Below are 21449 nucleotides of genomic sequence, written 5' to 3'. Positions count from 1 at the left end.
GCACCTTATTGCTTGTTCATTTATTTCGTACCCGCAAGCATTTCTTTTATTTGGGGATCCACAGCATCCTGAAAGGTTTTGGAGTCTTTAAACCTGTGCTCGCCGCCTGCAATCTTCACATAGGTCACTGGTTTGTGCGCTTTTTTCAGTGCATCCACATAAAGCTCGGAGAGCCATGGCGGGGTGTTGGTATCATTGCTGCCAACTGCCACTGCGATAAATGTATCTGGGGCAATATTGGAAACGTGTTCGGTGGGAGAAAGAGAGGATTTCCAATTGTTCCGTCCTCTGCTGTGCATTCTCCATTTGGGTACATCTGCGGGCAGGGAAATTAATACTGCCCCCTCAGCAATGGACGGATAGAGATCAAGGATCAAAGCCGAGGTTGCTGCACCACCGGAGTGCCCGATTAAATAAATGTGTTCTGTTCCGTATTTCTTTTTTACTTCCTTGAGTCCCGCAGCGTATTTATCCATACTTTTTCGGGTATAGAGGTCGCCCTTTTTGTTCTTGTGTGAACCGTCAGACTTGCGTCCTTCAATGTAGCATCCCGGACGGGCCATAACCATGGAGATTACACCATCGCCGCCCCAGCGTTCAGCGAAATCAAGCATGTAGTCGCCTTTACCGCTATCACCATGCGCAATCACAAGTACTTTCGTCTCTGCAGGGGTGGCTGCAGGTGAGCCGAATACCGTTGCATGCATCTCTTCAAAAATCATGGGGGTTCCCTGGGAAGTGACACCTGTCAAGGTGTGGGCTCCGGTGGAAATGTCTGTTGCCCCGGTGGTTGTGGTATATGTTTTTTTACATCCAGCAATTAAAGCAACTGTTGTCAGCAACAACATGAGATACAAGAAATGTTTTTTGGAATGAAACGGCATGTGTTCTCCAGATGGTTGAAAATTTTGAGCGATCACTGATTGTGAGTAAGTATTATATATGGCCAAATTTTTATATCTTGCTAACACGCAAGTTTTTCAGCGGCAAGGTGCGGGGAAAGTTCTCTTCTTTGAATGTAATTAATTTCCGGCCAATTAGCTGAACGCCCGGATATGATCCGGGGTTATCCCGCAACATCCGCCCACGGAATCAATGCCTGAATCGAGAAGTTTTTTGCCGAACCCGGCGAAGTTCTCCGGGGTGATGGCATCCTGAAAAATCCAGTTGGGCATCTCGAAACGTCCGGCGTGGGGGTAGGCAAAAGTATGCCCGGACCAATGTTTTTTAAGGATCTCCACTGCGTCCATGGTATGTTCAATGAGCGTGTGCATGATGCCTACTGACGCGGCTTTTGAAAGGTCAAGTTCTCTCAGTGCACGTTCCAGCGAAATGTCGGTATCAAGCAGATAGACCTGCCCGTCGAATCCTGTAAAACATGTGAAGCCCACCCAGACCGGGACCCCGACACGCAATGCTCCTTCCAGTGCATAGCGGGTTTGTTCGATGTCTCGCATCATTTCAAGGATCATTAATTCCGCACCGGCTTTGACCTGTATTTCGGCCTGCCGTGCGTATTGCGCTACTGCCGCTTCACCGGAAAGCAGGCGTGAATAATCAAGCGGACCGGAAAAAGTGGTGCTGGAAATAGCTCCCGCCACAAGACAGGGCCGGGATGAACTGTCTGCAAGTTCGCGGACAATGCGTACTGCATCGTGGTTTATCTTTTCGAATTTGTCTGCCAGTCCGGCAGCTTCGAGATTGTGAATGGCGGCGGAGAAGGTGTTGGCAATGAGCAGTTCTGCCCCGGCATCAAGAAAAGATTGATGCACGGAACGCAGAAGTTCAGGATTGCTCAGCACAGCCTCGGCAGACCACGCCACTGTGTTCATGGGTGCACCCAGCCGCTCCAACTCGGTTCCGGTGCCGCCGTCGATGATGCGGGGAATGAAATTTAATTTTTCGATCATGGTGTAAATTTAGCTTTGATGCGGCAAAAAGAAAAGGCACTTGCGAATTTCTTCGTAAGTGCCTTGAATTATCTGGTCGGGATGAGAGGATTTGAACCTCCGGTCTCTGCGTCCCGAACGCAGCGCTCTACCAGACTGAGCCACATCCCGTCGTGAGATTGGGTAACTATCTAATCCTTACGCGCTTGGCAAGGAAAAAATTAAGAAAAAAAATAATTTCAAATTTAACGCTTGTGAATTTTTATATTCTTGCACATAAACTTCCAATGTTTTAAAGTGGTAAAAGTGCGAGTACTGAAATCATCCTGAAAATTCGGTTTGTATGATTTTTTAGTGAAATTCGGGGAGTTTGTTGGACAAAAATATTCATCTGTGCCAAGTTTTATTTACGGTTGCGGTTCAATTATGTATGAACGGCTCCGGTAATTTTAGTAAAAATTAAGAAATCGCCTTTGTATACAAACTGTTAAGGCTTTTGGTGAGCTTGTACCGTAGCGAAAGGAGATCGGGTTAGTGATAAATGTCGTTGTTGTAGATGATTCCGCTTTCATGCGTAAGGCAATCAGCACCATGCTGCAAAAAGATCCGGGAATCCGGGTTGTTGCCACCGCGCGTGACGGGGAGGAAGGTTTAAGGGTTATCCGGAAGCACAATCCGGACGTGGTTACCCTTGATATTGAAATGCCCAAGATGGACGGTCTTACCGCGCTGCGGCATATTATGATGGAAATGCCCCGTCCGGTGCTTATGGTCAGTTCCCTGACCACTGAGGGTGCTGAAGCCACTCTCAAAGCCATGGATCTGGGGGCGGTTGATTTTATCCCGAAACAGCTTTCCAAAGTTTCCCTCGACATTGTCAAAATCGAACGTGACCTGATTTCCAAGGTTAAGACAGTTGCCAGACGCAAGATGCGCCCGGTTCCCCGTATGCGCAGTGCCGTGGCCGCGCGCAAACCCGCGGCTCCGGTCAGGACACCGCGCGGGCGTGCCAAGCGCGATGTTGTCGTTATCGGCGTATCCACCGGAGGACCGCCTGCTGTCCAGAAGATTCTGTCTTCCCTGCCTAAGGATTTTCCGGCGGGGATTGTTATCGCGCAGCACATGCCTAAAGCTTTTACCGGGCCTTTTGCCAACCGCCTTAACGGTGTCAGCCAGATCAAAGTTAAAGAAGCTGAGACCGGAGACAGGCTGCTGCCCGGACATGCTTTTGTCGCTCCCGGCGGGTCTCATCTGGTTATCGACCAGAAAGTAAGCAGAATTGACCTGATTGTAACACCGGACCCCAAGGAAGCTTTGTATAAGCCTTCTGCAAACGTACTGGTTTCTTCGGTTGCCAATGCGGTAGGCCGCAGGGCGTTGGGAGTCATCCTGACCGGAATGGGCAATGACGGGCGTGACGGTATCAGGGAACTCAAAAACAAGGGAGGCAGGGCTATTGCCCAGAGTGATTCCTCCTGTGTTGTATACGGTATGCCCAAAGCCATCGTTGATGATGGCCTCGCAGATGAAATTGTAGATATTGATGATATGGCTAATGCGATCATCAATAATCTTTACCTGTAATATTTTTTTATGACGCAACCGTAAGATATCTTGCGGGTTTAAACAAAATGGGGACTTGCAATGACGGATTGTTCCAAGGTTCTTGAAGAACTTAAAAGCGATGACAATGAAATTGTCCGTGAGGCCGCGTTTCAGGCAGGAGAACTGCAGTGCGCGGATGCCGTGCCCCAGTTGGCCGATCTTTTGACGACCAGCCATCTGGGATTGCAGGAAGCTGCCGACCATGCTCTGCGCAGAATCGGTGGTAAAGGGGCGGTACAGGCTGTGGTACCCTTGCTGCGTTCGGATGACGCACCGGTAAGGAACCTTTCCATGGATATTCTGCGTGAAGTCGGAGCGCAGGACTTTGCTTCACTTGTGGCTTTGGTCCATGACGATGATGCAGATATCCGTATTTTTGCAACAGATATTCTGGGGTCTACAAACAGTTTCATGGCTGTGGAACCTCTTTGTGATGCCTTGCTGAAAGACCCGGAAGTAAACGTCCGCTATCAGGCTGCTGTCAGTCTGGGAGACCTTGCCAATCCTGCAGCGGCCCGTTGCTTGAACAAGGCCATGCAGGATGACGAATGGGTCCAGTATGCAGTTATTGAGGCACTGGCAAAAATCAAGCATTCCAGCTCGGTTGATGCGTTGGTAAAGGCCCTGAATTCAAGTTCCGACCTTGTGGCTTCCATGATTGTGGATGCCCTTGGCGAGGTGGGGAACATCAAGGCTGTGACCATGCTGCTGCGGCATCTGGACAAAAGCCCCACAGCCCTGCGAAATAAGATTGTTAAAGCCATTGTCGGTATTCTCGGCGGCAAATCACTCAAGCTTCTTTCCGCCAGCGAGCGTGAAAAGCTGCGTGAATACATGCTGGTCGCGCTTAACGACGAAGATGAAGATGTGCAGGATGCCGCCATCTCCGGTCTTGGCTACCTGGGAGGAGAGAAAGCCACTGAAGAAGTGCTTAATCTCGCCAGCGAGCTTGATCCGGACCGTGACCGCGACCGTCTTGCCCGTATTATTGATGATCTCTCCAATATCGGTCTCAACGAGGGCATGGCTGCCGCTCTTAATTGCGGTGAGTTCAAGAAAGCGGCAATTGCCATTGAAATTCTTTCCAGACTGGAAGGTGCTGAAGTTTCCGGTGTGCTGATGGATGCTTTCGGAAACGGTGACCGTGAGATTAAGCGTGGAATTCTTGAAGCTCTTGTCGGTACTGCCGGTGATGAGGCCAAGGAATTTTTTGAAAATGTTCTTGAGAGTGAGCAGGACGGCTCCATGCTCAAGTCGGCTATTAATTTTCTCGGCGGCAAGCTGAAGGATGTTGATGCTGTTGATTCCATTTTCGCGCTGCTTTCACATTCTTATGATGATGTGAAGGAAGCCGCGCTGAATGCCTGCGTCGCCATTGGCGGTGAGGATGTCAACTCACGTTTTGTGGAGCTTTTCAGCAGTGAGGAGCCTATCGACAGGTTGATGGCCGTGTTTGCCATGGGCAAAATTAATCCCCTCGGCAATCTTGAGCAGATCAGGATCGCGCTTGAGGATGAAGTTCCCGACATCAGAAAGATTGCTCTGGAGGCCCTGCATGATTGTGCTGCGGACTCCGAAAGCATGTCGCTTATTTTCTCAAGGCTGCACGATGAAAACCGTGATGTGCGCCTGACTGTGATCGAATTACTGGGAGGCTGCTACACAGAAGAAGCCATCCCTTACATTATACAGGCCCTTCAGGATGATGACGACTGGGTGCAGATTCGTGCTGCGGAAGCCCTTGGTGAACATCGTGAAGAAAGTGCATTACCCCAACTTATAACAATGCTGGACTCTCCGCATAAGCTTGTGGTCCTCAAGGTAATTGAAGTATTAGGCGCCATTGGCGGAACTATGGCGTTTCAGGCTCTTCTGGAAGCGTCCAATTCCGATTCCGATCCCGAGGTTATTCAGGCCGCCGAAGATGCCATTTTGAGAATTCAGGAAGAGCAAGGAGAAGGAGACTAGATGTCTTCTCTGTTTTCAAAGACAATATCGCTGCGGAAAGAGTTGAAAATCTCCGATCTGGAGTTCACCCAGCTCAGGGATTTTATTTACGAACAGGCGGGTATTTTTATTGCGGGCAACCGTAAATACCTGCTTGAAAACCGCCTTGCCAACCGCTTGAAGGAACTTAACCTCAAGAGTTTTGGCGAGTACTACTATTACCTGCAGTATGATCCGGGCAAAAAAGCGGAGCTCAATAAGCTTTTCGAGGTAATCACTACCAACGAAACCAGCTTTTACCGCAACCCGCCCCAGCTGAAGGTTTTCCAGACCAAGGTTCTGCCCGCTGTTCTGGATGAGTTGCGCAAGAAAAGACGCAAGCGTCTGCGCATCTGGTCCGCCGGTTGTTCCACCGGTGAAGAGCCGTATACCCTGTCCATGATCATTCATGATGTGCTTGGTCCTGAACTGAGCAGCTGGGATATCAAAATCACGGCCAATGACCTTTCCGAGCGTGTGCTTAAATCCGCACGCCGTGCGGTTTATAGCGAATATTCGCTGCGGACCACCCCCAAGGAAATCATTGCCAAGTATTTTGATAAAGACGGCAAGCAGTACAAGGTCAAACCTTCCATCAAGCAGTTGGTCAGCTTCGGGCAGATCAACCTGAGTGATCGCATGCAGGTCAAGCGGGTGGAGCGTTCCGAGATTGTTTTCTGCAGGAACGTAATCATCTACTTTGATGAGGCCATGAAGAAGAAGGTTATCAATGCTTACTACGACAACCTTCTTCCCGGTGGTTACCTGATAATCGGGCATTCCGAATCCCTGCATAATATCACCAGGGCATTCAAGCCGGTTCACCATCCGGGCGCAATTATCTATCAGAAGTTGGAATAATGGCAGTCTGCGGTTGAATAATCTATAAAGCTGCGGGCTGTTATGGAAACTAATATTGAAGAAGCGCAGTTGAACGGTACTGCAAAGATGGCGAAAGTTTTTGCTATCGCCAACCAGAAAGGGGGAGTGGGCAAAACAACCACGGCACTGACCCTGGGGGAGGCCCTGACCAGACTTAATAAGAAAGTACTGGTTATCGACCTTGATCCCCATGCCAATGCTTCGGTGCATATGTCCTACTTTCCTGAAACCGTTACAACCTCGGCTCATGATCTGTTTTTTGATAATGCGGATTTTAAGAGCCTATGGGGCAAAATAGTCAAAAAACGCGATTGGGTGGGTTTTGACTTTGTCCCGGCCAGCATTCGGCTTTCCGAACTGGAGGTTGATCTTAAGGACAGAAAGAACAAGGGGATGGTGCTTTCCAATTCGTTGGATGAGATCAAGGAGTATTACGATTACATCCTGATCGACTGTCCGCCCCATGTGGGAGTGCTGCTGGTTAACGCCATTGTGGCTGCAGACACGGTGCTGATTCCCATTCAGACTGACTTTCTGGCTCTTTACGGAATTCGGTTGCTCTTTGATACGATCAAGATTTTGAATAAGGTTCTGCCAAGTCCTGTAAAATTCAGGGCATTGCCCACCATGTATGACGGTCGGGCCGGGGCCTGCAGGAAAATTTTGAATCTGATCAGGAGAAAACTCGGAGACAAGGTCTTCAGTACGGTTGTCCATATGGATACCAAATTCAGAGAGGCTTGCGCCAGCGGAAGGATCATTTTTGATATCGATCCTTCCACAAGAGGCGCTCAAGAATATATGCAGTTGGCAAGAGAGATAGTCAGAAATGAAGACGCCTGAAGAATATTTTGTTGAGAACGTGAACCTGCCCAGCGAAGAAAAGCAGAACGGCGGTTACACTGACGCTGAACAAGCCTTTATGGATAAGTATATGGGCATCGGCGGTCAGGCCGCGTTCGACAGTATGCAGCGGGTTGATCCTCGCGGTGATTCCGCTCTTCCCGGATTCGGTTCCGGGCCGGTGGATGATCACGGGGGGGAAGGCAGTTCCGCCGACTTTGAGGAAAAACTCAAAGACGAGGATGAAGTTCAGCTGGTCAGTTTTGTGGTCGGAGACCGTGAGTACGGCTTGCCGATCATGGTTATTCAGGAAGTGGTCAGGAAAATTCCGGTCACCCTGCTGCCTGCAGCTCCTCGTTTCATGCAGGGAATTATTAATCTCAGGGGGAGGGTGACACCTGTCCTTGATTTGCGCCACCTGCTGCATGATGGAATGGGGATTCAGGACAAATTTGTGGTTATCTGCAGGCATAAAGGATTGCAGATAGGTTTGGCCATCAGTGCTGTCAGGACCATGTATCGTGCGGATGGTAAAGATATGGTCTGGGGAGTGGAATCAGAAGTGGGTGTGAGCTCTGATTTTCTGCTCGGTCTTTATAAAAATGGTGAGAAACTGGTCAATGTTCTTTCCGTAGATAGGCTGGTGGAACAAATTTTAAAGAGTGAAGGAGAGGGAAATGCCTAAACATATTCTGATAGTGGACGATTCAAAGACTGTAAGGAACCTCGTCGCCTTCATTATGAAAAAGGAAGGATTCAAGGTTACCACAGCGGAAGATGGTTTGGACGGTCTTGAAAAGCTTTACAGCGTGGACAAAGTTGATCTAATTATTTCCGATGTAAACATGCCGAGAATGGATGGGTTTACTTACATTAAAACAGTCCGTGAGCAGGATGCATACAAGGATATTCCGATAATCGTGCTCTCGACTGAAGGTCAGGAAAAGGATATTCAGACCGGCCTGAGCCTCGGGGCAAACCTGTATATGGTTAAGCCGGCCCAGCCTGAAAAGATGGTTAAGAATATCAAAATGCTTCTCGGATAATGAATTTACGGTTCGGTCCCCACGGACTGCTGCTGGATTTGACTGCAACTGACCAATGCAGAAGAACTTTAAATACAGGGGTCTCTAGATGAGCCAGGATTTCATGGATCCTGAAATTTTTGCGGATTTTATCATAGAAGCTAAAGAGCATCTCGAAACCATTGAGCCCAACCTGCTTGAGCTTGAGAATAATCCCGAGAATCTTGACCTTCTGAATGAAATATTCAGACCGATGCATTCGCTCAAGGGTGCTTCGGGTTTTCTTGGGTTGAATATTATCAACGGACTGGCCCACAGGGCGGAAAATATTCTTGATGAGCTCCGCAAGGGTGAGATTGCAGTTACATCCGAAATTATGGATGTAATTCTTGCCGCCACTGACTTGCTGCGTCAGTTGATTGATAATCTGGACGAGCTTGGCAATGAAGGTGAAGTTGATACTTCTATCACCATTGATAGGATTGATGCGATCATGGCCGGTGAAACACCTGCCCCTGTGGTTCAGGAAGAAGTGGCTTCGGAGCCTGAACCCGAGCTTGAGCCTGATCCCGAACCAGAACAAGAATCCGAACCCGTGCTGGAAGAAGTCGAGCCGGAACCGGTTGAAGAATATGTTGAAGCAGAAGCAGATTCGTCGCAGACCCAAATGGTGCAGGAGTCCAATATGGCCGAAGCAGGACGTAAACAGGCTTTTCAGTTTGTAGCCATCGTTAATGAGGAAGCTGAATCCTACAAGCTAACCACTGTAGGTGAAGGGCATCTGGCTGATTTTCTCGAAGAAGCCCATGAAATCATCGAGAATTTGACCAACGGTCTGCTTGAGCTTGAGCAGGACCCTGAAGGCAATGACGATCTCATTAACGACATATTCAGATATTTTCATAACCTTAAGGGTAACAGCGGAATTATCGGTTTTCGTGAGCTGAATTCACTGACCCACGAAGCTGAAACCCTGCTGAACAAGGTCCGCAAAGGTGAAGTGGCGGCAAGCCGTTCCATGATCGACCTGTTGCTGGCAGTGGTCGACGGCATTGAATCGCTCATTGCCCATGTTGCTCCGGCAACGGGCGAAGTGCAGCCTCTTGATATCGATCAGCTTGTCAGTCCCCTGCAGGAAGCAGTGGAAAAAGGCGAGGTTGTGGCTGCAGCTGTTCCTGAAGAGGAGCCTGCAGCTGAAGAAGAGGCTGAGCCGGAAGTCGAACTGGAACAGGCTGATGACGGTCTGGATCCTGAGGATGTCGCAATTTTCGAGCAGACTGTCCGTCAGCAACTGGACAATATTGATCTGGCCCTGACAACCCTTGCAGAGGATTCCGGGCAGAAAGATTATATTGACGGACTGTACAGAAGCCTTGTTTCCATCCAGAATTCAGGTGGTTACATGGGTTTTGACGACCTGAGAGAGTATTCCGAGCGTACAGCCGGACTGGTTGATCAGGCCCGTTCTTCCGACATGGACTTTGAGCTTATGCTCGATCTGCTGCGTCAGGAATGTGGAATCATTGGTGAAATGATTGATTCCGCTGTAGCAGAACTCAAGGGTGGCGGTGATGCTCCTGCAGCAGCTGAATCTAAGCCGGAATCGAAGCCCGAGCCCAAGCCGGAACCGAAGCCCGAGCCCAAGCCGGAACCGAAGCCTGAGCCCAAGCCGGAACCTAAGCCCGAGCCCAAGCCGGAACCTAAGCCCGAGCCCAAGCCGGAACCGAAGCCGGAACCTAAGCCCGAGCCTAAGCCGGAACCGAAGCCAGAGCCTAAGCCGGAACCGAAGCCTGCAGCGAAACCGGCAGCCAAGCCCGCAGCGAAGCCGGCAGCCAAGCCCGCAGCGAAACCTGCAGCGAAATCCGCAGCCAAGCCTGCAGCAGGCGCACCTGCCAAGGGTAAGCCTAAGGCCATGTCCACCATCAGGGTTGATCATCAGAAGCTTGACCACCTCATGAACCTGATCGGTGAGCTTATTATCAGCCGGGGCCGCTACACCATGCTGGCCCGCGGTCTTGAAGAAGGACACCTTGAAGTCCCGGTTGTTGCCCAGCAGCTGACCGAGACCACCTATGCTCTGTCCAGAATTTCCGATGACCTGCAGGACACCATCATGAAAGTCCGCATGGTCGCAGTACAGACTGTTTTTTCCAGATTCCCGCGTTTGGTTCGCGACCTCAGCCGTAAGAGCGGCAAGCGGGTCGAGTTGATAACCGAAGGCGAAGAGACTGAACTCGATAAGAGTGTTGTCGAGGAAATCGGCGATCCTCTTGTTCACCTGATCAGGAACTCCGTGGACCACGGGCTTGAGCCTGAAGAAGAGCGCATTGCCAACGGCAAGACTCCGCAGGGTCATGTCTGGCTGCGCGCCTACCACAAAGGTAACTCCGTTGCCATTGAGGTAGAAGATGACGGTCGCGGAATTGATCCTGAAAAGATGCGTAATGTGGCCATCAAGAAGGGTGTTATTTCTCCGGAAGAAGCCCGCAACCTTGATGACCGTGAGGCCATTGAGCTGATCTTTGCTCCCGGTTTCTCTTCCGCCGAAAAAGTCACCGACATTTCCGGTCGAGGCGTGGGTATGGATGTTGTGCGTAACAACATCAAGGACCTCAAGGGGAGCGTGCACATCTCATCCGAAGTGGGCAAGGGGTCCAAGTTTACCCTGACCCTGCCGCTGACCCTGGCCATCATCGATGCGCTCATGGTCCAGATTAACGGTGCCAACTACGCTATTCCCCTTGATGCGGTTTCCGAAACCACCAAGATTGAAGCTGAAAGGCTCACCGAGGTCAACAACCGCAAAGCTGTTACCCTGCGCGGCGAAGTGCTCGGTATTGCTGAACTGGCTGAACTGTTGGAGCAGGAGGTTAGTGATCCTGATCGTGAAGTTTTGCCGGTGGTTATTGTTCATGACAATGACCGCAGGCTCGGTCTGGTTGTGGACAGGCTGCTTGAGCGTCAGGAGATCGTTATCAAGCCGCTCGGTAATTACCTCAACGGCTTTGACCTCAAAGGAGTGTCCGGTGCGACCATCATGGGTGACGGTAGTGTAGTGCTTATCCTCGATCCCCATGAAATCTACAGCATGGCGACTGTCAAGGGCGGTACTATTCAGTAAGAAGATGCCTCCGGCGGCCAAAGAACCCTTTTGAAAAAGGGTTCTCTGGACTCTCCTAAAACTTTTAATAGGGCTTCGCCGCTTCGCATAAAAAATGTAAACGAAATAAGCCCCGCAATATCTTCAAAGATATTGCGGGGCTTATTTGTGCTCTGCTTATAAAGCTAAAACGGCGAAGCCTAATAAAAGGGTTTAAGCCGCCGGAGGCATTCTTACTAAGACAAACTTAAATATAAATTCATGGTCCCGGCCATGAGGGTGGCGTGTGCTAAAATCACCAGCACAGGAGCGAGGCCGAGGCCGATCTTGTGGCGCATGGGAGTTTCGCTTTTCCATGTCACGATCCAGACAGCGCAGCAGATCACGGTCAGCAGCAGGGATATGCCGAAGCTGAGAGCTACCGGGATATTGTTGTACAGGGTGACGATGTTGGGGCCGCAAATGTAGTAGATAACCCCGCCGGAAGCAGCGGCCTGCAGCAGGGTCGGGAAAAGTGCCCAGCGGGCTACAACGGGCAGGGTGAACTTGTAGTAATCGCGGCCGAAGTCGTCCTTGTTGCGGCGGAGCACCAGATAAAGACCGGAGGCCGCAGCAGCAAAGGACATGGCCATGATCAGGTAGATTCCGGCGAGACAGAGTCCTGCTTTACCGGGCATGGTCATAAAATGTGTGTAAAACGGAACAGCCGGAACCGCCGGGGTGGGGCTTTCGATCTGCAGGGTGAAGAATTTCTGCATGATCACGGTGGCAACATGGATAGTGGCTATGCCGCCCAGTGCTCCCACTGATCCGAGAAGGACATGCAGCGGCTTCTGCTTTTTGAGCTTTTTCCATGAATATTTATATGGAATCAATCCTGCCAGTGCTATGCCGAGTGTGACGTAAAACATCATTACCGGGGATGCCGGGTTGATGAACCAGTCTTTCAGCCAAGGTAGCTGGCGGCTGAAAAATCCCCCGGCACTGCCGAGACAGATAATAAACAGCAGGTACAGAACCAGTGTCATGGCGGTAACCTGCTGAGCCAGCTTGTCGTAAAATACTTTTTTACGGGCTTTGGCCGTAATTTCAAGGATCACTGCCATGATCGGGCCGCCGATTGCCGCCAGTGTGGCGAAATCCATTATGGCCTTGGGCAGCATCTGGGCGCTCATCATTGCAGTGAGCCGGATGGGTTCCATGGGGATGTTCATATTTACATTCCTTAAATAAGGTTTTTTAAAACTTCTTTTGTGAGCACTTTTGCCCTAATTTTGCACAGGACGCAAGGGCAGGACCCTGTTCATTCTGTAAAAGCTTAGATATGCTTGCCAAATCTAATTAAGTGGCCTACTTTAAGTCCGTTGAAACTTGAACCAAATTCACCAGTTAGATTCAACAGGTTCCCCGGAGAATATTTGATGCAGTACTTACGAATCCTTCTTGTTGCAATCCTGGCCTTCGGCGTTTGCGGATGTTTTGCCGCCAAACAGCCGGAACAGCCCGAAAAGTCCGCATGGGGCGGCAGTGAAGAATGGCGCCTTAAAAGTCTTGAGGAAAATTTCCTTAATTTCAAGGAAGGATTGCGCCAGCAGAATAATTTGATTGAAAGCAACCATAAAGATACCACCGCCCAGATAGAAAAGCTGGAAAACAGAATCAGCGAGATGGACAGCACTCTTGCTGAGCTTAAGCAAAACCAGCAGAAGATGCTGGCCATGAACGCCGAAGCTGAGATCACCCCTGAGGAAACCGTAGTGACCGAAGAAGTGGTCATGGGCGGGACCGCCAGCAGCGAAGAAAAGCCATGGATGGTTGTTCCCGGTGAGAATCCCGTGCCGGGACAGGATGCGGCCAATGCTGCTCCGGCCCCTGTATCCTCTCTGAGCGGGGACGCGCTTTATCAGGAAGGGGTGCGTCTGGTCATGAATGACAAGCCGCTGGAAGCGCGCGGTCTGCTGGAGCAGTATCTCAGCCAGAACCCTTCATCCAAACTTGCTCCCAACGCTTTGTACTGGGTCGGAGAGACTTATTATTCCGAGAAAAGTTTTGCCCAGTCCATCCTTAAGTTTAAGGAAGTGAGCAGGCGTTTTCCCAAAGCAGGAAAGGTTCCTGCGGCCATGCTCAAGATCGGTCTGGCATACGATAAGCTCGGTGACCGTGAAAATGCCGTATTTTACCTGCGTACCCTGATTGAAGATTATCCCAAGTCCGATCCCGCCAAGATCGGTCGGGAACGTCTGCGCGCCATCGAAGGTTAGGCTGCGGCGGCAGAGGTGGATTCACTCCGCGAAGAATATTTTGCCTGTCTGGCCCTGCGTTACACACCGGGGCTTGGGCCTAAATCATGGTCCGCTATTCTGCGTCATTACAGTACAGCCTATGAAGGTTTGAAAGATGCTGCCAAGTGGCCGTCCCTTAAACTTGCTTCGGAAAAAAGTGCTGATGCAGCTTTAAAAGATATCTGGCGTCCGAAAGCCGAGGAAGAATTTCACGCGGCTGTGCGTCACGGTTTCGGAATCCTTCCGTGGACCCATCCCTTATTTCCCGATCTGCTCAAAGAACTGCCGGATCCTCCGGTCTGCCTCTATTACTTCGGTGACCCCAAGCTGCTGGCGAATCCGGCTGTGGGTATTGTGGGTTCGCGTAAGAGCGGGCGGCTGGGGCTGGAGTATGCTTCGCGTCTTTCCGCCGATCTTTCCCGAAGCGGAGTCACGGTTGTTTCCGGCTTTGCAAAAGGTGTCGATGCCTGTGCCCATGAAGCTGCACTGCAGGGTGTCGGTTCCACTATTGCTGTTCTGGGGACGGGGCTGGATGTGGAATCCTATCCTCCGGACAGCGGCTGGCTGCGTAAAAGCATGATTGAAAACGGACTGGTCGTTTCAGAGTTCCCTCCGGCAACAAAGCCTTTTGCCCGCAATTTCCCGTTCCGCAACCGGATTATCAGCGGACTCAGTGTCGGCGTGGTTGTGGTGGAGGCTGAAATAGCCAGCGGCAGCCTGATCACCGCCCGGCTGGCCGGGGAGCAGGGCAGGGAAGTTATGGCCATGCCCGGTCCCAGCGGTGATAGAAGTTTCGCCGGATGTCTGAAATTGATTAAGGAAGGCGCGGCACTTGTGGAAAGTGTGGATGATGTATTAATGAACATCAGGCACGCCCTTGATGCGGATATTTCCGCTCAGGAAAAGGTGGCCGGGGCTGAGCGTAAGATTCCGCTAAAAAGGATGATAAACAGTTCGTCTGAAAAGGTGATTGCTCCTGCGGAGGTTGAACCGGACGCGCCTGCTGTTGATATTTCCGCTTTGGAGCCGCCGGAATCCGACATCGCAAAAGCCCTTGAAAAAGATGGCAAGCTCCATATTGACGAGATTGCCCGTGCGGCCGGGATTGAAGTTTCCATTGCCGGGGCGGTAATACTCGGCATGGAAGTAAAGGGAATGGTTGTGCGCTTTCCCGGCATGTATTATGATCTCAATCGTAGCTGATATGGGGCGGGTATTTTTGAATTTTATTAGGAGAAGTCCGACTGATGCAGAAAATTCCGGTTAAACTCGCGGCTCCGGGCATGAAGCTCGCCAAGCCGGTAACCCGAGAGAACGGTATGGTGGTTCTGGCCGAAGGGCTGGAGCTGACCGACGGTATCATCCATAAGCTGGAATCCATGGATGTGGAACGTATTGTTGTTAAAGGAAATCCCGTTGATCTGGGGGATAATGACAATTCCTCGTGGGCCAAAAAATCGGAGCGGATGGACCATCTTTTCCGCCGTTATGCAAAGGACAAGTGGATGTTCCGGGTTAAAGGATTTTTCAAGGAATATTTCGACCTCAAAGCTGCCGCCCAGCGCGCTGAAGAGGAAGCTGAAAGACTGGCTGAAGAGCAGGCCGCAGCCGAGGCCGCCGCAGCTGAAGAAGCTGCTGAAAACGGAGGGGAGGCATAGATGGCTGCTCAAGATCTTAAAACCAGTGTAAAAGGGCAGATTCTTTCCACTTCCGATCTTCCGACCCTGCCTTCAGTTCTCGATGAAGTTACCAAGCTTGTGGATGACCCCAATTCTTCCACCGAGCAGGTAGCCAAAGTTATTTCACAGGATCAGGTTCTCTCGGCCAAGGTCCTCAAGATGGTCAACTCGCCCATTTACGGTTTTCCGGGCAGGATCACCACCATTCAGCACGCCCTTGTGCTGCTAGGCCTGAACGTTATCCGCGGGATCATTATCTCCACCTCTGTTTTCGACATGATCCAGAAGGCCATGGCCGGACTTTGGGAGCACAGTATCGGCTGCGCCATTGCCAGTGGTGCTGTTGCCAAAGCTGCCGGATTTGAAGACCCGGAAGAATTTACAGTGGCCGGGCTGCTTCATGACCTCGGTAAGGTGGTCACCGCGGTGCAGCTTCCGGAGCTCAATGAAGCTGTACGTATGACCGTGCAGGAAAAGAATTTGACCTATTACGAAGCCGAACGTCATATTCTCGGTTTCGGGCATGACCGCATCAATGCATGGCTGGCCCGGCACTGGCATCTGCCTCCCAATGTGCGTGAGGCTATGACCTATCACCACCACCCGGACCGTGCCCAGCATTACCAGCAGACAGCCGCTGTAGTCCATGTGGGTGATTTTCTGGTCCGTCTTTTTGAATACGGAAACGGCGGTGATGACCAGATTTCCTACTTTAAACCCGCTGCCATGAAGATCCTTAAGCTGAAGATGCGTGACCTTGAACCGGTCATGGATGAGGTTTCCGATAAGTTTATGGAGATTTCCGACTTCAGTTTTTAAGCCGTCCTGTTATTTTTTTGAAATTATACAGAGTGCAGCCTGCTTGAGCTTTGACGTTATACAATGGTTGATGTTAAAGCCTAGGCATGGACATGAATAAGGATCACGGCCTGTTGGGGCTGGCAAAACACAAGGCTATTCTGGTTTCTCCGGATAATTCCCTGCGCGACCTGCTCTTTGAAATCTGGCCGCAGGATGTGCTGGAATTTACCTGCTATACCGAGGCTCGCGGGGCTGTTGAGGATTTGTTCAATGATCCGCCGGATCTGCTCATTGTGGACAGCCGGGTGGAGGATGTGCCTGCCAAGGAACTGGCCCGTCTGGTCAAGAGTGAAAATGTCTACCGCCAACTGCCGGTGATTATCTGCCTTGATGATACCGATATGCAGCATCCGTGGGACTGGAACGAGGTCGAGGTGGATGATTTTCTGGTCCGTCCTTTTTTTCTGCCCGTGGTGCGTGAGCGGGTAAACCTGACTCTTTGCCGCGCTTTGCGCGCGCTGGACGCCAATCCGCTGTCCAAGCTTCCGGGCAACACTTCCATAATCCAGAAGATTCAGAGCCTTATTGACCGCAAGCAGGATTTTGCCCTTGCCTATTGCGATCTTGATTATTTTAAATCCTTCAATGACAAGTACGGTTTTTCCCGCGGTGACGAGGTGCTCATGATGAGCGCGCGCATCATCGTCAATACGGTGAAGAGTTTTGCCGGGGAGCAGACTTTTGTGGGCCATGTGGGCGGTGACGATTTTGTGGTCATTACTTCGCCGGATATTATTGAGGAAGTCTGCCAGCGGATCATTTTTTCTTTCGACGGCATTGTACCCAATTTTTATGACCAGGAAGACCGTCAGCGCAAATCCATTGTTTCCAAAGACCGTCAGGGCAACACCCAGACCTTCCCGTTGATGGCGATTTCCATTGCTGTTGTTTTCAATATTAATGGCAAGATGAAGCATTTCGGTGAGGCTTCGGCTATTGCCATGAGCCTGAAGAAGAAAGCCAAGGAAAACCCCAAGAGCAGCTATGTCCTCGACCGCAGGAATCCCTAACGATCTGCCCGAACCGGTTCTGGTTTTCATGACCTATCTGGATGTGGAAAAACGTGCATCCGCCGCTACCCTGCGTTCTTACGCGAAAGATCTTACCCAGTTCGAAGAATTTCTGGAAACCCGCAAATCCACCCTTGCCAAGCCGGAAAAAATAATTCCGGACCATGTGCGTGCTTTTTTAGCCAAACTGCACGGGCAACGGCTGGCAAAGTCGACCATGTCCCGCAAGCTTTCTTCTCTGCGTTCATTTTTCAAATACATGACCAGGCATCGTTTCATTAAGAATGATCCTATGGTCGGGATCAGGAATCCCAAGCAGGAGATGCGTCATCCGCGTTCACTTAATGTGGATCAGGCCGTGAATCTCATGGACGCACAGCTGGGAGAAGAACCTGCGGACAAGCGTGATCTGGCGTTGGCGGAGATGCTCTACGGTTCCGGGTTGCGGGTAAGTGAAGCCATCACCCTTGATCTGTTTGATATAGACACTTCCAGCGGGGTGGTCCGGGTTTCCGGTAAGGGTAACAAGGAACGTCTTTCCCCGCTTAGTGATGCCGCTTGTAAAGCCGTTAACGATTATCTGGCCGTCAGGGCCGAGTTGGGGGCTTCCCTTGAAGAACAGGCCCTTTTTGTGGGTAATCGCGGTGGGCGGCTGAACCGCAGGCAGGTCAACCGTATCCTCGCACGCATGGCCGAGGGCGCAGGGCTGCACGAGGGGGTGCATCCGCATATGCTGCGGCACAGCTTCGCCTCGCACATGCTGCAGTCCGGCGCGGATATGCGCTCGGTGCAGGAGCTTCTAGGGCATGAGCATTTGAGCACTACTCAGCGTTACACCCATCTGAATCTGCAACAGATTATGAATGTGTACGACAAGGCTCATCCACTGGCCGGGAATCAATCTCCGGATTCCGATAAAAGCGAGGAAGAACAGTAAAATAGGCTAGTTTGCGATAGTATTTTGTAAATAGTTGTGTTAAGCAAAAATTAACTTAACAATTCTGGAGGAGTTTTAATGAAAAAACAGACCGCAGCGGCAGTTACGAATGCAATCAATGACAAGAGTGAAGAAGCGCGCAAGGATGCACTGTTTGAAATCCGCAGCCTGAAAAAAGATCTGGCCCAGCTTGAAAAAGAGCTTTCCTCCAAGAAATGCGAAATCGAAGATCCGGCTTTTGATCTGGTACACAGTGCTTTTGAAATTTTCCGCCACACACAGGTTATGGCTGAGAACTGCAAGCTGACCGTGCAGATTGATGAGAGTCTCGAAAAAGCCTCCTACAAAGATTACCTTGATTCGAAAGGCGCACGTATTCTCAAGAAGCCCGAAGGATGGCACTGGATATCCCCGCAGGGCGAAATGCACTTTCTAGGCGAATCCGGTGAAACACAGGCCGCCGCCGAAAAGCTTGAATCGCTGATCTCCAAGCGCAAGAAGCCTGCGGCCAAGAAAGCTGCTGCTAAAAAAGCCGCCCCCAAGAAGGAAGAAGCAAAAGAAACTCCCAAGAAAGAAGAAAAGAAACCTGCTGAGAAGAAGTAGGTATTTTGACGGTTTGGATAAATTTTTACAGCGAAGCTTACTAAAAGGTTTTGGGATTCTTAAACCCTTTTGCAAAAGGGTTTAAGCCGCCGGAGGCAAAATAAAAAAACGGGCGTTCCGCATAATGCGGAACGCCCGTTTATATTATCATATGGAGATATTCAGCTTAGCGTGCGACAGCGCGGTCAAATTCAGATTTGAGATCTGAGATGAGCTGTTTAACGGAGATGATTTTGTCGGTTTTCCATGCGTTGGACCCGGCAAAGGCGAAGCCGTTTTTCAGTTTGCCGCGCTGGGCATTGATCAGGGCGGAAGCGATGCAGTAGGGGCTTTCCTCTACCTTGCAGCTTTTGATGCAATGGAACGGGCATTTGAAAGGAGATTTCTTGCCATCGGTTACCGCCTGCAGGAAGTCGTTGTTCACTGCGCGTCCGGGGAGTCCTACGGGACTCTGAATGATGGCCATATCTTCCTTGGTGGAGTTTACATAAGCCTGTTTGAATTCTTCGTCAGCATCGCATTCGTGGGTGGCGACAAAACGGGTACCCATCTGGACTCCGGCAGCTCCCATGTCGAGATACTTGCTGATGTCCTGACCGGAGTATACGCCACCGGCAGCAATAACCGGAATGGTGCGGCCTGTTTTTTCTTCGAAGGGCTTAACTGCTTTGATTACTTCGGGGAGGATGTTTTCGAGGGCGAATTTGGGATCGTTGAGCTGTTCGCGTTTAAAGCCGAGATGGCCGCCTGCCATAGGGCCTTCAACTACGAATGCGTCGGGCAGGTAGTCGAATTTGGAAATCCACTTTTTGCAGATAATGGATGCTGCGCGACCTGAAGATACGATGGGCACCAGCTTGGTCTTTGCGCCGTCGTGCAGGTATTTGGGCAGGTCCAGCGGCAGTCCGGCACCGGAAAAGATGACATCCGCGCCTTCCTTGACGGAAGTGCTGACCATGTCCGCAAAGTTGGACAGGGCAACCATGATGTTGACACCGAGGATGCCGGAGCTCATTTCCTTGGCCTTGCGGATTTCTTCGGCCAGAGTTTCGATGTGTGCTCTTGCGTGGTCCTTGCCGCCGTTCTTGTTGGTCAGGCCGATCATTGCAGCAGCGATAACGCCGATGCCGCCTTCTTTGGCAACTGCGGAAGCAAGGCCGGAGAGGGATATTCCCACACCCATGCCGCCCTGAATAACGGGCACCTTGGCAACCAGATCACCAATCTTAAGCTGAGGAAGATTCATACTAAAGTTCTCCTGTGACTTGTATATTTAAGAGCTGCCCCGCTAATTAAACAATACTGTCAACAAAAACGCTTTGTGGCAGGTATCTAAAAAAGATACATACAGCGGTGTATTTATTGTCCAGAGGCAACTTTGAAGTCCGGGATAAGTTTTTTCCTGTATGAGGTCTAAAGTCAAGCTCTTTTTGACTGTTACAGCTTGGTGACACAATGTAAAACGGCGGTTTTTGCAATGCATAATACATACATTCTTTAGTGTATGTATTTCTCCACAATCATTTCAGCAAAGTACATGGAACTGGTGAATGCGGGTGAAATAGCGTTGAGTACGTGCACACTTTTTTCATCACTTTCTACTAAAAAGTCCATGACCAGTTCGTTGCGTTTCAGATCCACCAATTGCGGGCGGATACCCACTTTGGGGGAGCTTTCAATATCGTCCGGGGAAAGTTCCTTAACCAGTTTTTTTGCATCATCGAAGAAACATTTGAAAAAGTATTTGCGCGGCTCTTCAAATGCAACGGAGCGGAACTTGGGGTTCCTGAAAAAGAGGATGGCATCGCGGATCATGATATCAAAGGCTTCCTTGTCCAGACCGGAGAGGATGCCGTAGTTCTCGCGGCCGAAGGCCGGAATGGCGGTGGGGCCGAGGTAGACATCGCCGCTTGCTCCGCGGGTGAAATGGATTCCAAGAAAGGGGTTCTTGATGTTGGGGACCGGATAGATGCTGCCGTTGATGGTGTGCGCTTTTTCTTTCTTGAGCTTTTTGTAGATGCCTTTGAAAGGAATGAGCTGGTAGCCTTCGCCGAAACCGAAAGGGCGGGCAACCTGATCGCTGTATGATCCGGCGGCATTGATGAACAGGCCGCAGCTGAAATCCCCTTTATCAGTGATGATTTTGTTGTATTTGGCAGTAATGAATTTAGTGCCGAGCATAAAAGTAACTTTCCCGCTGGCTTCAAGATCTTCATACAATGATTTCATTACAGCGCGCGGGTCTACTACAGCTGTATAGTGCGAAAGTAACGCTTCCTTTGTAGTTTTTGCATTGGGTTCTATTTCCGCAAGACGCTGTTCATCAATGATTTCCACTTTTGCGCCGTTGGCGGTGGCTCTGCTGTGCAGCTCGTGCAGGGTGGGCAGTTCTGATTCATTGCGGGCGACGATGACTTTGCCTGTTTCCAGCAGGGGCAGCCCCTTTTCGCGGCAGTATTCTTTCATTTTGAAGTTGCCGGAAAGGCAGGAAACAGCGCGCAGACTGCCCGGAGCATAGTAGATTCCGGCATGCAGAACGCCGCTGTTGCGGCCTGAAGCATGTTTGGCAATTTCATTTTCTTTGTCGATGATCAGAATATCCTTATGGCCTCTGGCAATAAGTTCCCGCGCCACAGTAAGTCCTACGATGCCCGCACCGCAGATCATGATTTCAGCAGTTTTCATATTTATATCCCTTTTATATTTGATGCGCTGCGCGCTTTTTGATGTAAAGATTTTGCCTCCGG

19 protein-coding genes and 1 tRNA gene are annotated in these 21449 nt (G+C 50.5%); 14 read left to right on the top strand and 6 right to left on the bottom strand.

Going from position 1 to position 21449, the window contains the following annotated elements; all coding sequences use genetic code 11:
- Positions 1-20: 20 nt before the first annotated feature.
- From FMR86_RS02450 to FMR86_RS02440, 3 genes are all read right to left on the bottom strand, one after another.
- A complete protein-coding gene (locus FMR86_RS02450) occupies positions 21-752 on the bottom strand; it encodes a S9 family peptidase (protein WP_163349493.1) in 732 nt (243 codons plus the stop codon).
- 285 nt (positions 753-1037) lie between these two features.
- Positions 1038-1910: a homocysteine S-methyltransferase family protein gene (locus FMR86_RS02445; protein ID WP_163349492.1), complete on the bottom strand. Its 873-nt coding sequence runs from the start codon at positions 1908-1910 to the stop codon at positions 1038-1040.
- Positions 1911-1983: 73 nt separating this feature from the next.
- Positions 1984-2060: transfer RNA gene (locus tag FMR86_RS02440), tRNA-Pro, on the bottom strand.
- A 363-nt stretch (positions 2061-2423) separates the two neighbouring features.
- On the opposite strand from FMR86_RS02440, the gene FMR86_RS02435 reads away from it, so the two are divergent.
- The 7 genes from FMR86_RS02435 (at position 2424) to FMR86_RS02405 (ending at position 11351) form a co-directional block, all read left to right on the top strand.
- Positions 2424-3473: a chemotaxis response regulator protein-glutamate methylesterase gene (locus tag FMR86_RS02435; RefSeq protein WP_163349491.1), complete on the top strand. Its 1050-nt coding sequence runs from the start codon at positions 2424-2426 to the stop codon at positions 3471-3473.
- A gap of 60 nt (positions 3474-3533) precedes the next feature.
- Positions 3534-5462 (top strand): HEAT repeat domain-containing protein, encoded by a 1929-nt coding sequence (locus tag FMR86_RS02430; protein ID WP_163349490.1) that lies wholly within the window; start codon positions 3534-3536, stop codon positions 5460-5462.
- Positions 5463-6341: a protein-glutamate O-methyltransferase CheR gene (locus tag FMR86_RS02425; protein WP_163349489.1), complete on the top strand. Its 879-nt coding sequence runs from the start codon at positions 5463-5465 to the stop codon at positions 6339-6341.
- 42 nt (positions 6342-6383) lie between these two features.
- A complete protein-coding gene (locus tag FMR86_RS02420) occupies positions 6384-7205 on the top strand; it encodes a ParA family protein (protein ID WP_239057120.1) in 822 nt (273 codons plus the stop codon).
- On the top strand, positions 7192-7890 hold the full coding sequence (locus FMR86_RS02415; protein ID WP_163349488.1) for a chemotaxis protein CheW: 699 nt from the start codon (positions 7192-7194) through the stop codon (positions 7888-7890). Before FMR86_RS02420 ends, FMR86_RS02415 begins: the two co-directional genes overlap by 14 nt.
- Positions 7883-8251, top strand: coding sequence for a response regulator (locus FMR86_RS02410; protein WP_163349487.1), 369 nt, complete (start codon positions 7883-7885; stop codon positions 8249-8251). The genes FMR86_RS02415 and FMR86_RS02410 overlap by 8 nt, the downstream gene beginning before the upstream one ends.
- An 88-nt stretch (positions 8252-8339) precedes the next feature.
- On the top strand, positions 8340-11351 hold the full coding sequence (locus FMR86_RS02405) for a chemotaxis protein CheA (protein ID WP_163349486.1): 3012 nt from the start codon (positions 8340-8342) through the stop codon (positions 11349-11351).
- 215 nt (positions 11352-11566) lie between these two features.
- Here the strand turns inward: FMR86_RS02405 and FMR86_RS02400 are convergent, their stop codons facing one another.
- Entirely contained in the window at positions 11567-12544 is a 978-nt protein-coding gene (locus FMR86_RS02400; RefSeq protein WP_163349485.1) for a hypothetical protein, read from the bottom strand.
- 207 nt (positions 12545-12751) lie between these two features.
- Between FMR86_RS02400 and ybgF the strand changes: the two genes are divergently transcribed.
- From ybgF to FMR86_RS02365, 7 genes are all read left to right on the top strand, one after another.
- On the top strand, positions 12752-13591 hold the full coding sequence (gene ybgF / locus FMR86_RS02395; protein WP_163349484.1) for a tol-pal system protein YbgF: 840 nt from the start codon (positions 12752-12754) through the stop codon (positions 13589-13591).
- Positions 13592-13606: 15 nt separating this feature from the next.
- Positions 13607-14815, top strand: coding sequence for a DNA-processing protein DprA (dprA, locus tag FMR86_RS02390; RefSeq protein WP_163349483.1), 1209 nt, complete (start codon positions 13607-13609; stop codon positions 14813-14815).
- 44 nt (positions 14816-14859) lie between these two features.
- Positions 14860-15270, top strand: a complete 411-nt coding sequence (locus FMR86_RS02385; protein WP_163349482.1) for a hypothetical protein — start codon at positions 14860-14862, stop codon at positions 15268-15270.
- Positions 15271-16110 carry an HDOD domain-containing protein gene (locus FMR86_RS02380; protein WP_163349481.1) on the top strand — a complete coding sequence of 280 codons (840 nt, stop codon included), beginning with the start codon at positions 15271-15273 and terminating at the stop codon, positions 16108-16110. It begins immediately after the preceding gene.
- Between the two features lie 86 nt (positions 16111-16196).
- On the top strand, positions 16197-17162 hold the full coding sequence (locus FMR86_RS02375; RefSeq protein WP_373682444.1) for a diguanylate cyclase domain-containing protein: 966 nt from the start codon (positions 16197-16199) through the stop codon (positions 17160-17162).
- Complete coding sequence (xerC, locus tag FMR86_RS02370; protein ID WP_163349479.1) at positions 17137-18099, top strand: tyrosine recombinase XerC; 963 nt, start codon at positions 17137-17139, stop codon at positions 18097-18099. Before FMR86_RS02375 ends, xerC begins: the two co-directional genes overlap by 26 nt.
- Positions 18100-18177: 78 nt before the next feature.
- On the top strand, positions 18178-18702 hold the full coding sequence (locus tag FMR86_RS02365; RefSeq protein ID WP_163349478.1) for a hypothetical protein: 525 nt from the start codon (positions 18178-18180) through the stop codon (positions 18700-18702).
- 166 nt (positions 18703-18868) lie between these two features.
- On the opposite strand, the gene FMR86_RS02360 is transcribed toward FMR86_RS02365, so the two are convergent.
- A complete protein-coding gene (locus FMR86_RS02360) occupies positions 18869-19948 on the bottom strand; it encodes a nitronate monooxygenase family protein (protein ID WP_163349477.1) in 1080 nt (359 codons plus the stop codon).
- A 251-nt stretch (positions 19949-20199) separates the two neighbouring features.
- Positions 20200-21387: an L-2-hydroxyglutarate oxidase gene (gene lhgO / locus FMR86_RS02355; RefSeq protein ID WP_203544760.1), complete on the bottom strand. Its 1188-nt coding sequence runs from the start codon at positions 21385-21387 to the stop codon at positions 20200-20202.
- Positions 21388-21449 lie beyond the last annotated feature (62 nt).

Source organism: Desulfovibrio sp. JC010 (genome assembly GCF_010470675.1).
Taxonomy (GTDB): domain Bacteria; phylum Desulfobacterota; class Desulfovibrionia; order Desulfovibrionales; family Desulfovibrionaceae; genus Maridesulfovibrio.
Note: the sequence above shows the minus strand (reverse complement) of the source record. Positions and strands in the feature narration are given on the sequence as shown.